Below are 12,829 nucleotides of genomic sequence, written 5' to 3'. Positions count from 1 at the left end.
TTGTTCCTCAGGATTGGCTGCGGGGATCAAGGACGTCGCGCAAGCCGTCGCCCAACAGGTTGAAGGCCAGGCTGACCAGCATGATCGCCGCACCGGGCGCCGCCACCAGCCACCAGCTTTCGAGCATGTAGCGCCGCCCGGTGGAGATCATCGCCCCCCACTCCGGCAAGGGTGCCTGAGCGCCGAGGCCGAGAAAGCCCAGGGCGGCGGCGGTGAGGATGATGCTCGCCATGTTCATGGTCAGGCGGATGATCACTGACGACAGGCACATCGGAATGATGTGGCGCAGGATGATCCGGGGACTCGACGCGCCCTGGAGCTGGACCGCCACGACAAAGTCAGCGTTGCGCAGCGGCAGGGTTTCAGCGCGTGCCAATCGGGCTATCGGCGGCCACGCCGTCAGCGCGATGGCGATCACCGCGTGCTCCAGGCCCGGGCCGAGGGCAGCGATGAAAGCCAGCGCCAACACCAGGCTGGGGAACGAGATGAAGATGTCAGTGATGCGCATGAACAGGCTGTCGACCCAACCGCCGAAGTAACCGGAAACCGTGCCGACCAACAGGCCGATAGGGCCGACGATCACCGTCACCAGCAAGACGATGTACAGCGTGATTCGCGAGCCATACACCAGCCGGGCGAACACATCGCGACCGTACTCGTCAGTGCCGAACCAGTGCTCGCTGCTGGGCGCATGCAATGCGCCAGCAAGGTTCTGCGCCAAGGGATCGTGACCGGCGATCCAGGGCGCGAAGGCCGCGACCAGGATCAGGGTCGAGACGACGACCAGGCCGGCGAACGTCATCGGGTTGCGCAGCAGAAATCGCAGCAGCCGGGTGGCGCTGGCGACCAGCGCAGCCGTACTCGAAGCAGGCAGCGCGGCACTGCCGGCTGCGCTGGAAGCAAGGGGCAGGTTCATTAGCGAGTCCTCGGGTCGAAGATCTTGTAGAGCGCATCGCTGATCAGGTTCAGCGTCACGAAGATGAGGCCGATCAACAGAACGCAAGCCATCACCGCGTTCATGTCACCGAGCAACAGACTGCTCGTCAGGTACTGCCCGAAGCCCGGCCAGGCAAACACGGTTTCGATCAGCACCGCGCCTTCGAGCAACCCGCCGTAGGCCAGCGCGACAATGGTCAACAGCTGCACACGTATGTTGCCGAAGGCATGGCCCCAGACGATCTTGCGCTGGGACAGCCCCTTGACCCGGGCCGTGATGATGTACTCCTGGGACAGCTGTTCGAGCATGAAGCTGCGGGTCATGCGACTGATGTAGGCGACCGAGTTGAAGCTGAGGATCACCGCCGGCAGCAGGATGTGCCGCAGTGCGCTGCGAAAGGCCTCCCAATCGCCGGACCAAGCCGTGTCGATCAACAACAATCCGGTGTGACTGGGGATCAGCCCGTCATAGGCCAGGCCGATCCGCCCAACGCCGCCGGCCCAACCCAGCCAGGCGTAGAACACCAAAAAAGCCATCATGCCGATCCAGAAAATCGGCGTGGAATAACCGAACAGTGTGATCAGCCGTGCGATATGGTCACCGGCACGGCCCTGATGGGTCGCCGCGTAGACACCCAGCGGCAGGCCCGCCAGCACGCCGAACAGAATGGCCAGGGTCGCCAGTTCCAATGTCGCCGGGAATACTCGGGCGATGTCAGTGATGACTGGGTTGCCCGTCAGCAACGCCATGCCGAAATCACCGTGAACCAGATCGCCGAGATAGATAGCGAACTGGGTCCACAATGGCTTGTCCAGGCCGAGCTCTTTATATACCTGGGCATACGCCGAAGCGTCGGCGTCCGGGCCGACGATGGCCAGCACCGGGTCCAGGGGCATCACGCGCCCGATAAAGAAAGTCAGCAGCAGCAACCCCAGCAGCGTCACCGCCACCGAGCCGCCGCGCCGGGTCGCCGAAACGGCCCGGGTGGTCCAGATTGAAAAGGATGCAGTCGACATATTCATTCCTGCCTTGGCCTGCGGCCGTCGATTTCAGCGCTGCTTGTAGACGTCCCGAAGGCGCGTGGTAGCGGCGGTGTGTCCGATGTAGTTGCGCACGTCAGCGTGGATCACCACCTCATCGACCATCTGCGAGACCGGCATGATTGCCCCGGCCTGTTGGTCATAGAGGGTCTGGACCTGGGCGTACATTTGCCGCTGGCGCTCGGGGTCGCGCTCGCTCTCGGCCTGTTCGATCAACTGGTTGAGCTGCGGGTTGAAGAACGAGGTGCGCCAGCCCTGGAAGTTGCTCAACTTGGCTTCGGTGCGGTTGTCCGGGTTGTACACCAGAGCGCGCAGGCTCGAATGCGGATGGCGCTCAGCCCCGCCACCACCACGCCCCACGAGGATGTCGAACTGTCGGTCGCGCATCGCCCCGTAAATCTGGTTGCCGGTGCCGGTGATGATCGTCGCCTGGATGCCCGCCTGGGCCAGCGTCGCTTGCAGGCTGGTGGCGATGTTGATGAACGGCGGGTCGGTCAGCGAACGGATGCTCACCTTGAAGCCTTCGGCGTGACCGGCTTCTGCCAGCAGGCGCTTGGCCTTGGCAACGTCCAGGCGATAACCCGGATCCTCCAGGCGCGCCGGCAAGCCCAACTGCATCGGCCGCTGGTTGATCACGCCGTAATGCGGCATCACCACATCGTTGATGCCCTGGTAGTCGATCAACAGACGGATCGCCTGGCGCACGCGGATGTCCTGGAACAGCGGTTGCTGCATGCTCATCGCCACGTAGTACAGCGTTCCGCGGGCGATGCTCTGAATGCGCACCTCGTCGACCTTGCCCAGCGCCTTGATGTCGGTGGCGGCCATGCCGCGCGCTACGTCCAGGTCACCCCGCTCGACCATCAGGCGCAACGCCTGTGACTCGGTCATGTTGCGCATGATCACCCGGCGCAACTTCGGCGCGCCGCGCCAATAGTCGTCATTGCGACTCATCAGGATCACATCGTTGGCCCGCCATATGTCGAGCTTGAATGCGCCTGACCCGGCCGTATGCGTAGCCAGCCAGGCCGCGCCCTGATCGTCACCGACCTGATGCTGCAAGGCCACCGAGCGGTCGACGATGAAGGCACTGGGCGAAGTTGCCAAGGTATTGAGCACCAGCAGCGGATCGGTGCTGCGCGCCAGCTCCATGACAAAGGTGTGCGGCCCTTCTGCCCGCATCAGTTTGACGACATTTTCGGCTGTGAAACCGTAAGCTTTCCAAGTCGAAGCCAAGGCGCGGTTGAGGATGACAACGCGCTGCAAGGACCAGGCGACATCCTGCGCAGTGAGCGGAGCGCCGGAGTGAAAGCGTACGTCGTCGCGCAATTGAAACGTCAGGCGCATCCGGTCCGGGCTGATTTCCCAGCTTTTGGCCAGGGCCGGAACCAGCGTGTCCGGCTGCGCCGCGTCTTGCTCCAGGAGCATGTCGTAGACGTTGGCGTTGACCTCGGCAACCTCCAGGCCCGTCGCGGCGGCCGGGTCCAGGGACAGCAGGTTGATCATGCTCATGCCCACCACCAATTGGTCGGCGGGCGTTTCGCCTTTGGCCAGGCTGACGGGCACCTGCACTGTGCACAGCGCCACGATGACACACAGCAGCCTGGACAGGCGCTTGGGCCAGAATTTCATGGTTCAGTCCTTTTTTATATTTATATAGACTTGCCGTCCGGGCCATTCAGCCTCGGACGCAGTGCGCCATCAATGTCGGGATAATGTGTTGGCTTCGATATAGGCGAAGTTGATGTCCTCGCCCAACCCCGGCCGATCAGACAGGTGCACATAACCGTCGGCGTCCATCGGATCGACGATGCTGTTGAGATGCGCCGGCACTTGCTCGTAATCGAGGAACGGGTGCAGCAGGCCACGCTCGTACCAACGACAATTGCTGATCGCCCCCACCACGGCGAGGTTCGCCGCGCCGTTGCCGTGGACTTCGCAATCCATGCCGAACGACTCGGCCAGGTGCGCCACTTTCAGGCAGGGCCCGATGCCGCCGACGCCGGCCACGCCGGCGCGCAGGATGTCACAGGATTTGTGCGTGACCCAACTGGCGCGGCTGTGGAATTTGCCGGCGATGCTTTCGGGGCCCAGCACCGGAATATCCAGGTTGGCCGCCAGCCAGGCGTAGGACTCGGCGGAGTCTTCCATCATCGGCTCTTCGAACCAGGCGAAATTCAACTTTTCCAGGGCCTTGCCGATGGTCAGCGCGTCCATGCGGCTGTACCAGTGATAGCCGTCGAGCATCAGCGCGATGTCCGGGCCAACCGCTTCGCGCACGGCGGCGCAGGCCTGGATATCCATTTGCGGATTTGGCGCGAAGGAAATCGGCGGCATCCAGGTGTGCAGCTTGATTGCCTTGTAGCCGCGCTCGACGAGCTTTTCGGCAAACTGGCCGTACTCATCCGGCGTCGATAGACCGCCCGGCAGATCATCGCCGCACATCGTCGAGCCGTAGGCCAGGACTTTGTCGCGGTAACCGCCGATGAGCTTGTGCACCGGCAGGTTCAGCTTGCGCCCGGCCAGATCCCACAAGGCTTGTTCCACCAGGGCCAGCGCCCGGTCGGTGAACTGCCCTGCGCTACCGCGTTGCCAATGCGCCAGGTCCTGCCAGATGCGCTCACGATCCATCGGGTCGCGACCGATCAGCACCTTGCGCACGAAGGATTCGATGATGTGAGGTCGAATCAATTCAGGCGTACCGAACGCATAACCCTCCGATCCATCGTCACAGCTGATCCGCAGCAGGGCCATCTTGATCATGACTTCGTCGCCGGGATGAGCGTGGCCGGCGCTGTCCTGGGCGCGACGCGACGGAGTGGAAAATATTTCGACGTGAACGCCTGTGATTCTCATAGGGAGGGCACCGTGTTGTTATTTGTATTTGTATGTGGTCATACAACATGTCCGATTATTTGAACACCTTAGCCGACCTGTCAACCCATCAAATCAACGAAATAAGAGATTTATCTTGTCCAGACAGCTTTTTACAACCATGACATTTTAAGAAGTCGTCATACCACAAACCACTTCCTCGCCACGAATCAGCCCGTGCCCGTTGCGGGAATTGTTGGCTACAGTGACTGGACTCATTGGCGCCAGAACTCATGCGGAGGCCGACATGAAGAACTTCAGCATCGAGCGCATCGACCACATCGTCTTGCGCGTGAAAGACATCGAACGCAGCCTCGCCTTCTACACATCGGTATTGGGTTGCGAGCTCAGGAAACGTCGGGACGATCTGGGACTGATCCACCTCGGCGCCGGAGCATCGATGATCGATCTGGTGGACGTCGACGGGCCACTTGGCCGTCAGGGTGGCGAAGCAGCCGGCGAACACGGCCATAACGTCGACCATTTCTGCCTGCGCATCGAACCGTTCGACGAACCAGCGCTGCTCGCTCATCTACACGCAGCCGGCCTGGAGGTCGAGAAAGCGCAAATGCGCTTCGGGGCGGAGGGTAAGGGCTTATCGATTTACTGCTGCGATCCGGATGGCAACCAGATCGAGTTGAAGGGGCCGTCGCTGGAGCCCTGAGTTCCAGCCGGCCTGCTGCGATCAGGCCAAGAGGTGCCTGGAGATGACCTTGGAGATTTCAACGATACCGGTCTTGCCGGTGAATTCGAACTTCACCTTGCCCAGGGACGAAAAGTAAATCTCCAGTTCAGAATCCAGGTCGAAGGTGCCGGAGGTTTCCACCGAGTACGCGACGATGTTTTTATAGGGCAGCGAAGTGAAGTCCTTTTTGCTGCCGGTGATGCCCTGCACGTTCACGGCAATGATGCGTTTGTTGGTAAAGACCACCCCATCGCGCATGGACTTGTAGGCGTCGATGACTTGTTCGCCGTCCAGCAAGAGGGCTGTGACGCGTTCGGCGTACTCATCGTTTTGCTTGAGCTTGAAGAAACCTTTGTTGTTGAAATCGATCATGGAGCGAAGTCCTTGCTGGTATTTGAGAACATCCTGCTTGCTTGATTCTGAAGGCCAGTCCCGGCAGGTGCCAAGCGATTTTACCCACCACGCCAAAACAGCCCGGCGGCCCGCATTTTATCTCCTAGACTTGCCATTGTTTGCTGTTCGCAGGGGCATCGAAGGTGTCCGTACGATAAACATAATTTCAAGAGATCCGCCATGCTCAAATCCTTGTGGAAAGCGCTCGCCTGTACATTGGTCATTACCGCATCGGGCGCCGCCATGGCAGCCGATCCCATCGTCATCAAGTTCTCCCACGTAGTCGCCGAGCAGACGCCGAAGGGCCAAGGCGCGCTGATGTTCAAGAAACTGGCGGAAGAACGCTTGGCGGGCAAGGTGAAGGTCGAGGTTTACCCCAACTCCACGCTGTTGGGCGATGACAAGGAGATGGAAGGCTTGCTGCTGGGAGACGTGCAGATCATTGCCAGGTCACTGGCGAAGTTCGAGCAGTACACCCGCAAAGTCCAACTGTTCGACCTGCCGTTTCTGTTCGATGACATCGCGGCGGTAGATCGCTTCCAACAAAGCCCCCAGGGCCAGCAATTGCTCAAGTCCATGGAGAGCAAGAACATCACTGGCCTGGCCTATTGGCACAACGGCATGAAACAGCTCTCGGCGAACAAACCGCTGCGCATGCCCAGCGATGCGCAGGGCCTGGTGTTTCGTGTGCAGACTTCCGCCGTGCTGGAGGAGCAGTTCAAGGCGGTAGGCGCCAAAGGGCAACCGATGATTTTCTCGGTGGTGTATCAGGCCCTGCGCGCGGGTGTGGTCAATGGCGCGGAGAACCCCTATTCGAACTTTTACAACCAGAAACTGAACGAGGTGCAGAAGTACGTCACCGAGACGGACCACGGCATTCTCGACTACATGCTCATTACCACGTCCGATTTCTGGAACGGTTTGCCAGCGGACATTCGCGTCGAACTGGACAAGATCGTGGTCGAGGCAACCGCCCATGCCAACAAAGAGGCGCAGCGACTGAACCAGCACGACAAGGAACGGGTTCTGGCCGCCAAGACCACCGAAATCACCACCCTCACGGCGGACGAGCGCAACGCGTGGCGCGACAAGATGAAGCCCGTTTGGGCGAAGTTTGAAGCAGATATCGGTCCGGACCTGATCAAGGCTGCCGAAGCGTCCAACAAGACGCAGTAAAGCCGTGCACTTGATGTCACAATGCCCCGGCAAGCTAATTTCTGCCTAGACTTGCAACTGTCCCACCGTGCGTTGTGTTTTGAATGAGCCCGCACGGGCGAAACTAAAAATAAAAGGAAACCCCAATGTTTAAACCTATGTGGAAAGCACTCGTCTGCACGCTGGCTCTCAGCGCGCTGAGCACCGCCATGGCGGCTGATCCGGTGGTCATCAAGTTCTCGCACGTGGTGGCTGAACAAACGCCAAAGGGCCAGGGCGCGCTGCTGTTCAAGAAGTTGGTGGAAGAACGCCTGCCGGGCAAAGTCAAAGTCGAGGTGTACCCTAACTCCTCGCTGTTCGGCGACGGCAAGGAAATGGAAGCCCTGCTGTTGGGCGACGTGCAGATGATCGCCCCGTCCCTGGCCAAGTTCGAGCAGTACACCAAGACGGTGCAGTTGTTTGACCTGCCCTTTCTGTTCGATGACATCTCCGCCGTGGACCGCTTCCAGCTGAGCCCAGAGGGCCAGAAACTGCTCAAGTCCATGGAAAGCAAGAACATCACCGGCCTGGCCTATTGGCACAACGGCATGAAGCAACTGTCCGCCAACAAGCCACTGCGCGAACCCAAGGACGCCCGTGGCCTGAAGTTCCGCGTTCAGGCGTCGGCCGTACTGGAAGAACAGTTCAAGGCGGTGAACGCCAACCCGCGCAAGATGAGCTTCGCCGAGGTGTACCAAGGCCTGCAGACCGGTGTGGTCAACGGTGCGGAAAACCCGTACTCGAACATCTACAGCCAGAAAATGCATGAAGTTCAGAAGTACATCACCGAGTCCAACCACGGCTTGCTCGACTACATGCTGATCACCAACACCAAGTTCTGGAACGGCCTGGACCCAGACGTTCGTACCGAACTGGACAAGATCGTGGTGGAAGTTACCAAGCACGTGAACAAAGAAGCCGAGCAACTGAACCAGAAAGACAAGCAGAACATTATCAACGCCAAGACCACCGAGATCATTACGCTCACGCCTGAAGAGCGCAACGAATGGCGCGAGAAGATGAAACCGGTGTGGAAGAAGTTCGAAGGTGACATCGGTGCCGACCTGATCAAGGCCGCCGAAGCCTCCAACAAGGCTCAGTAATGGGTTGGCCGGCGCTGCCGTCATGGCAGCGCCGACCTGTCGTCCTCCCTGCAGGAGATGCCATCCATGAACGCCCTTCGGCGCACTTGGGAACATTTCGAGGAAGCTTTCATTGCCTTCCTTTTGGCCGCCATGACGTTGGTCACCTTCGTCTACGTGGTCCTCAACAACCTTTATGCGGTGTTCTATAGCCTTGGCGACAACTGGCCGGCCGCCAGCGAGCCCATGTTCGCCATCGGCGACGGCATCATGGGCATGGCCCAGGCCATGACCTGGAGCAGCTCCTTGACCAAGGCGCTGTTCGGCTGGTTGATTTTCTTTGGCCTGTCCTACGGCGTGCGCACCGCCGGGCACATCGGTGTCGATGCGCTGGTGAAACTGGCGAGCAAACCGGTGCAACGCTACATCGGCGTGATCGCCTGCCTGTGCTGCCTGGGTTATGCCGGGTTGCTCGCGGTGGCGAGTTTCGAGTGGATCAACACCTTGATGATTGCCGAGATCGGCGCCGAAGACCTCGGCCACTTCGGCATCATGCAATGGCATATCGGGCTGATCGTGCCCGTAGGATTCGCGTTGGTATTCATCCGCTTTGCGGAAATTCTCGTACGCATCCTGATGAATCGTCAGACCGGACTGGGCCTGGCCGATGAAGCGGCGGAAGCGATCAAACTGACCGATATCGAGGAAGACAAGCCATGACCATTGCCTTCCTGTTCCTCGCGCTGTTCGTGCTGATGTTTATCGGCGTGCCGATCGCGATTTCCCTGGGCCTGGCCGGATCGCTGACGATCATTTTCTTCAGCCCCGACTCGGTACGTTCCCTGGCGATCAAGCTGTTCGAAACCAGCGAACACTACACCCTGCTGGCGATTCCGTTCTTCCTGCTGGCCGGTGCGTTCATGACCACGGGCGGCGTGGCGCGACGGCTGATCGACTTTGCCAACGCCTGCGTCGGCCACATCCGTGGCGGCCTGGCGATTGCGGCGGTGCTGGCGTGCATGCTGTTTGCCGCCCTGTCCGGCTCCAGCCCCGCGACGGTGGCGGCGGTGGGTTCCATTGCCATCGCCGGCATGGTGCGTTCGGGTTATCCGCAGGCATTTGGCGCGGGTATTGTCTGTAACGCGGGCACCCTGGGCATCTTGATCCCGCCGTCGATCGTCATGGTGGTGTACGCCGCCGCGACCGAAACCTCGGTGGGCAAGTTGTTCATGGCCGGTGTGATACCGGGCCTGCTGCTTGGGACCGCCTTGATGGTGGTGATCTACATTGTCGCGGTGAAGAAAAACCTGCCGGCCATGCCCAGGGCAACCTTGCGTGAATGGCTGACGGCAGCGCGCAAGGCAGGCTGGGGCCTGCTGCTCATGGTGATCATCCTCGGCGGGATATATTCGGGGATGTTCACACCCACCGAAGCAGCAGCCGTGGCGGCGGTCTACTCAGCGTTTATCGCACTGTTCGTCTACAAGGACCTGACGTTCCGCGAAACGCCCAAGGTGCTGTTGGAGTCGGCCAAGTTGAGCATCATGCTGATGTTCATCATCGCCAACGCCATGCTCTTCGCCCACGTGCTGACCACCGAGCAACTGCCGCAGCAGATCACTGCGTGGGTGATCGAAGCCGGGCTGACGCCGGTGACCTTCCTGCTGGTGGTGAACATCGTGCTGCTGATTGCCGGTGCGTTCATGGAGCCGTCGGCGATCATCCTGATCCTGGCGCCGATCCTGTTCCCCATCGCCATGAAACTGGGCATCGACCCGATCCACCTGGGCATCATCATGGTGGTGAACCTGGAGATCGGCCTGATCACACCGCCGGTGGGGCTGAACCTGTTCGTCACCTCGGCGGTAACCGGCATGTCGTTGACAGCGACCATCCGCGCGGCCATGCCGTGGCTGATGATCCTGCTGGCGTTCCTGGTGCTGATTACTTATGTGCCATGGATCTCGTTGGCATTGCCGAACTGGCTGGGCATGAGCTAAGTCTTGTGGCGAGGGAGCTTGCTCCCTCGCCACACCAGTGCAGCCTCCACAGCCCTCGGGCACATTGCGTTATGATCCTCGCTTTCCTTTGAAAGCAGAGCTTTTCCACGCATGTTGCCGTCCTCTTCCGACACCTCTTGCACCCTGCCCTCCGTCCTTGTAGGCCCGCTGCTGCGGCGGCTGGAGCCCCGGCGGCTGGTGATGTGGCTGGTGGGCTCGCGGCCGTTGGCGTTGACCTTGCGGCTGGACGGCGCAGCCGATCTGCAACTCGACGCCCTGCATTGCACGGTGGTGCCGGTGGGCCGCCACGCGTTTGTGCATTTGATCGATGTGCAACTCGATACCGCCCTGCCGCTGGACGCGGCGATTGACTATGACCTGCTGGTGGACGGTGCCGGCATCGCCGAATGGGCGCCGCATCTGGTGTATGACGATGCACGGTGTCCAAGTTTCATGGTGCATTCGCGCATCGACCAACTGGTCCACGGCTCCTGCCGCAAACCCCATTTCCCCGCCAACGACGGATTGCTCTGCGTCGACCGGTTGTTGGCGCAATCCCCCGAACAACGGCCGGCGCTGCTGATGATGAGCGGCGACCAGGTGTATGCCGATGATGTGGCGGGCCCGATGCTGCGGGCGATCCATGCCTTGATCGAGCGCCTTGGGCTGTTTGAAGAGTGCCTTGAAGGCGCGGTGGTGCAAGACAGCGCCAAGCTTTACCAACACCCGGCCAGTTACTACCACCGCGCCGATCTGCTGCCGGCACTGGAAAGCAACGAAACCCTGCGGGAACGATTTTTCGGCGGGGCACGCAAGCCGATCTTTACCAGCAGCAGCGCCGATAATCACTTGGTGACCTTCGCTGAAGTCATGGCGATGTATTTGCTGGCGTGGTCACCCGTGCCGTGGACGCTGATCGATCCGCAACCGCCGGAACTGACCGTCGAACGGCGCCAGCGCTACGATCTGGAACACCAACGGATCGAGGCCTTCAAGACCGGGCTGGACGGCGTGGCGCGGGTATTTGCTCACCTGTCCTGCCTGATGATCTTCGATGATCACGACATCACGGACGACTGGAACCTGTCCGCCCAATGGGAAGAAACCGCCTACGGTCATCCCTTCTCCAAGCGCATCATCGGCAATGCATTGATCGCCTACATGCTCTGCCAGGGCTGGGGCAACAACCCGGATGCCTTTGGTGAGGTCATCCAGCAAACCGTGGCCTTGAGCGGAACCGCCCAGGACCGCTACATCGACAGCGCCCCCCAGGATGCGTTGATCGATAGATTGCTCAGTTTCCAACAATGGCATTACGTGTTGCCGACGACCCCGGCGCTGGTGGTCCTCGACACCCGTACTCGCCGTTGGCGCAGCGAGAACAGTCTCAAGCAGCCGTCGGGCCTGCTGGATTGGGAGGCCCTGAGCGAACTGCAACAAGAATTGCTCGACCACCCTTCGGCGATCATCGTCTCGCCGGCGCCGATTTTTGGCGTCAAGCTGATCGAGACCGTACAACGGGTGTTCAGCTGGTGCGGCTACCCGCTGCTGGTGGACGCGGAAAACTGGATGGCCCACCGTGGCGCGGCCCAGGTGATCCTGAATATCTTCCGACACTCGCGCACACCGGGCAGCTACGTGGTGCTGTCCGGCGACGTGCATTATTCGTTCGTCTACGAGGTATTGATCCCACATCGCAAGGGTGGCCCGCGCGTCTGGCAGATCACCAGCAGCGGCATCAAGAATGAATTTCCGCCGGCGTTGCTGGAGTGGTTCGACCGCCTGAACCGCTGGCTCTATTCACCCCGTTCGCCGTTGAACTGGTTCACCAAGCGCCGCAGCATGCGCATCGTTCCCCATGTCCCGGAACACGCCGAGGCCGGGGAACGGTTATGGAACTCGGCCGGGATCGGCCAGGTATTTTTCAACGAACAGGGGCAACCGGCGCGAATCTATCAACACAATGCCGATGGCAGGCCGCCAACGCGCATGCTGTCGCCAAAAAACCCCATGAGCTGATCAATTGCTGTCAGAGGTCATCAACGCCTATGCAACTGAACGACCGCTTTCGCGAGCAAGCTCGCTCCCATAGAGGGTGGGGCCAGGTCAGAATGCCAGTTGCAGGCTCTGCTGGCCTTCAAGGCTGAGCAAATACTGTTTGGCGGCGAGGCCGCCGGCGAAACCGGTGAGGCTGCCGGATGTACCGATGACCCGATGACACGGGGCGATGATCGAGATCGGATTGCGGCCGTTGGCCGCCCCTACCGCCCGGGTCGCGGTCGGTTGGCCGATCTGGATGGCGATGTCGCGATAACTGCGGGTTTCGCCGAACGGGATGGTCAGCAACGCCTGCCAGACCCGCACCTGGAAGTCAGTGCCGGCGAAGTCCAGTGCCAGCTCGAACTGGCGGCGCTGACCGGCGAAATATTCAAGCAACTGGCGCTCGGCCTCCTTGAGGGTCGGGTGATTGCTGTCGAGCTCCAGCGGTCCGAGGCGCACCCGGTTGAGCCGTTCGTTTTCCCACAGGATGGCTGCCAGCTTGGCGTCGCGAGCAACGAGGATCAGCTCGCCGACCGGGGATGGGATGGTTTTGTACAACGGCAACATTCGAGTGATTCCTTGGC

12 protein-coding genes are annotated in these 12,829 nt (G+C 60.6%); 6 read left to right on the top strand and 6 right to left on the bottom strand.

Annotated features, from left to right (window positions below):
* Positions 1–7 precede the first annotated feature (7 nt).
* The 4 genes from J3P92_RS05120 to J3P92_RS05105 form a co-directional block, all read right to left on the bottom strand.
* Positions 8–916: an ABC transporter permease gene (locus J3P92_RS05120; RefSeq protein WP_420764110.1), complete on the bottom strand. Its 909-nt coding sequence runs from the start codon at positions 914–916 to the stop codon at positions 8–10.
* Positions 916–1,953 (bottom strand): ABC transporter permease, encoded by a 1,038-nt coding sequence (locus tag J3P92_RS05115; RefSeq protein WP_420764109.1) that lies wholly within the window; start codon positions 1,951–1,953, stop codon positions 916–918. Before J3P92_RS05115 ends, J3P92_RS05120 begins: the two co-directional genes overlap by 1 nt.
* Positions 1,954–1,986: 33 nt before the next feature.
* Positions 1,987–3,609: an ABC transporter substrate-binding protein gene (locus tag J3P92_RS05110; RefSeq protein ID WP_434650035.1), complete on the bottom strand. Its 1,623-nt coding sequence runs from the start codon at positions 3,607–3,609 to the stop codon at positions 1,987–1,989.
* A 69-nt stretch (positions 3,610–3,678) separates the two neighbouring features.
* Positions 3,679–4,833 carry a mandelate racemase family protein gene (locus tag J3P92_RS05105; RefSeq protein ID WP_434650034.1) on the bottom strand — a complete coding sequence of 385 codons (1,155 nt, stop codon included), beginning with the start codon at positions 4,831–4,833 and terminating at the stop codon, positions 3,679–3,681.
* 265 nt (positions 4,834–5,098) lie between these two features.
* Here J3P92_RS05105 and J3P92_RS05100 point away from each other — a divergent pair, with 265 nt between their 5' ends.
* Positions 5,099–5,515, top strand: a complete 417-nt coding sequence (locus tag J3P92_RS05100; RefSeq protein WP_434650033.1) for a VOC family protein — start codon at positions 5,099–5,101, stop codon at positions 5,513–5,515.
* Positions 5,516–5,536: 21 nt separating this feature from the next.
* Here the strand turns inward: J3P92_RS05100 and J3P92_RS05095 are convergent, their stop codons facing one another.
* Positions 5,537–5,908, bottom strand: coding sequence for a PH domain-containing protein (locus J3P92_RS05095; RefSeq protein WP_039592153.1), 372 nt, complete (start codon positions 5,906–5,908; stop codon positions 5,537–5,539).
* 201 nt (positions 5,909–6,109) lie between these two features.
* On the opposite strand from J3P92_RS05095, the gene J3P92_RS05090 reads away from it, so the two are divergent.
* From J3P92_RS05090 to J3P92_RS05070, 5 genes are all read left to right on the top strand, one after another.
* Positions 6,110–7,105, top strand: coding sequence for a TRAP transporter substrate-binding protein (locus J3P92_RS05090; RefSeq protein WP_434562385.1), 996 nt, complete (start codon positions 6,110–6,112; stop codon positions 7,103–7,105).
* 125 nt (positions 7,106–7,230) lie between these two features.
* The gene (gene dctP, locus J3P92_RS05085) at positions 7,231–8,226 is read left to right on the top strand and encodes a C4-dicarboxylate TRAP substrate-binding protein DctP (protein WP_434650032.1); all 996 of its coding nucleotides are present in this window, start codon (positions 7,231–7,233) and stop codon (positions 8,224–8,226) included.
* 66 nt (positions 8,227–8,292) lie between these two features.
* On the top strand, positions 8,293–8,925 hold the full coding sequence (locus J3P92_RS05080; protein ID WP_420764103.1) for a TRAP transporter small permease: 633 nt from the start codon (positions 8,293–8,295) through the stop codon (positions 8,923–8,925).
* A complete protein-coding gene (dctM, locus tag J3P92_RS05075; protein WP_420764102.1) occupies positions 8,922–10,205 on the top strand; it encodes a C4-dicarboxylate TRAP transporter large permease protein DctM in 1,284 nt (427 codons plus the stop codon). Before J3P92_RS05080 ends, dctM begins: the two co-directional genes overlap by 4 nt.
* Before the next feature lie 111 nt (positions 10,206–10,316).
* Positions 10,317–12,224 carry an alkaline phosphatase D family protein gene (locus J3P92_RS05070; RefSeq protein ID WP_434650031.1) on the top strand — a complete coding sequence of 636 codons (1,908 nt, stop codon included), beginning with the start codon at positions 10,317–10,319 and terminating at the stop codon, positions 12,222–12,224.
* Positions 12,225–12,311: 87 nt separating this feature from the next.
* On the opposite strand, the gene J3P92_RS05065 is transcribed toward J3P92_RS05070, so the two are convergent.
* The gene (locus J3P92_RS05065) at positions 12,312–12,812 is read right to left on the bottom strand and encodes a methylated-DNA--[protein]-cysteine S-methyltransferase (protein ID WP_434609621.1); all 501 of its coding nucleotides are present in this window, start codon (positions 12,810–12,812) and stop codon (positions 12,312–12,314) included.
* Positions 12,813–12,829: the final 17 nt, after the last annotated feature.

Origin of the sequence: Pseudomonas sp. D3-27, from assembly GCF_051132165.1 — a bacterium.
In the GTDB taxonomy this organism is placed as follows: Bacteria; Pseudomonadota; Gammaproteobacteria; order Pseudomonadales; family Pseudomonadaceae; genus Aquipseudomonas.
This window is presented reverse-complemented; position numbering and strand designations above follow the sequence as displayed.

What these genes read in the sequence shown, in the direction of transcription:
- J3P92_RS05120 (WP_420764110.1), bottom strand. Translation starts at nt 916, where the DNA reads ATGAACCTGCCCCTTGCTTCCAGCGCAGCCGGCAGTGCCGCGCTGCCT.
- J3P92_RS05115 (WP_420764109.1), bottom strand. Translation starts at nt 1,953, where the DNA reads ATGTCGACTGCATCCTTTTCAATCTGGACCACCCGGGCCGTTTCGGCG.
- J3P92_RS05110 (WP_434650035.1), bottom strand. Translation starts at nt 3,609, where the DNA reads ATGAAATTCTGGCCCAAGCGCCTGTCCAGGCTGCTGTGTGTCATCGTG.
- J3P92_RS05105 (WP_434650034.1), bottom strand. Translation starts at nt 4,833, where the DNA reads ATGAGAATCACAGGCGTTCACGTCGAAATATTTTCCACTCCGTCGCGT.
- J3P92_RS05100 (WP_434650033.1), top strand. Translation starts at nt 5,099, where the DNA reads ATGAAGAACTTCAGCATCGAGCGCATCGACCACATCGTCTTGCGCGTG.
- J3P92_RS05095 (WP_039592153.1), bottom strand. Translation starts at nt 5,908, where the DNA reads ATGATCGATTTCAACAACAAAGGTTTCTTCAAGCTCAAGCAAAACGAT.
- J3P92_RS05090 (WP_434562385.1), top strand. Translation starts at nt 6,110, where the DNA reads ATGCTCAAATCCTTGTGGAAAGCGCTCGCCTGTACATTGGTCATTACC.
- dctP (WP_434650032.1), top strand. Translation starts at nt 7,231, where the DNA reads ATGTTTAAACCTATGTGGAAAGCACTCGTCTGCACGCTGGCTCTCAGC.
- J3P92_RS05080 (WP_420764103.1), top strand. Translation starts at nt 8,293, where the DNA reads ATGAACGCCCTTCGGCGCACTTGGGAACATTTCGAGGAAGCTTTCATT.
- dctM (WP_420764102.1), top strand. Translation starts at nt 8,922, where the DNA reads ATGACCATTGCCTTCCTGTTCCTCGCGCTGTTCGTGCTGATGTTTATC.
- J3P92_RS05070 (WP_434650031.1), top strand. Translation starts at nt 10,317, where the DNA reads ATGTTGCCGTCCTCTTCCGACACCTCTTGCACCCTGCCCTCCGTCCTT.
- J3P92_RS05065 (WP_434609621.1), bottom strand. Translation starts at nt 12,812, where the DNA reads ATGTTGCCGTTGTACAAAACCATCCCATCCCCGGTCGGCGAGCTGATC.